General features: G+C 55.3%; 3 tRNA genes and 1 rRNA gene (1 of these 4 running past the window's edge). All 4 read right to left on the bottom strand.

Annotated features, from left to right (window positions below):
* Positions 1 to 2 precede the first annotated feature (2 nt).
* A tRNA-Val gene (locus ASU02_RS05340) sits at positions 3 to 75 on the bottom strand.
* A gap of 6 nt (positions 76 to 81) precedes the next feature.
* Positions 82 to 156, bottom strand: a tRNA-Glu gene (locus ASU02_RS05335).
* Positions 157 to 166: 10 nt separating this feature from the next.
* Positions 167 to 259 (bottom strand) — tRNA-Ser (locus ASU02_RS05330).
* Positions 260 to 330: 71 nt separating this feature from the next.
* Positions 331 to 343, bottom strand: a 5S ribosomal RNA gene (gene rrf / locus ASU02_RS05325) (it continues 115 nt past the right edge of the window).

Below are 343 nucleotides of genomic sequence, written 5' to 3'. Positions count from 1 at the left end.
GGTGGAGGATGACGGGATCGAACCGCCGACCCTCTGCTTGTAAGGCAGATGCTCTCCCAGCTGAGCTAATCCTCCGTATNATGGTGACCCCTACGGGATTCGAACCCGTGTTACCGCCGTGAAAGGGCGGTGTCTTAACCGCTTGACCAAGGGGCCAGTATGTAAATGGCGGAGAGCAAGGGATTTGAACCCTTGAGACAGCTATAAACCGCCTACACGATTTCCAATCGTGCTCCTTCGGCCACTCGGACAGCTCTCCTTNNNNCCGCAGGTAGGACTCGAACCTACGACCGATCGGTTAACAGCCGATAGCTCTACCACTGAGCTACTGCGGAATAATACC

The organism is Cytobacillus praedii, assembly GCF_001439605.1.
In the GTDB taxonomy this organism is placed as follows: Bacteria; Bacillota; Bacilli; order Bacillales; family Cytobacillaceae; genus Cytobacillus; species Cytobacillus praedii.
This window is presented reverse-complemented; position numbering and strand designations above follow the sequence as displayed.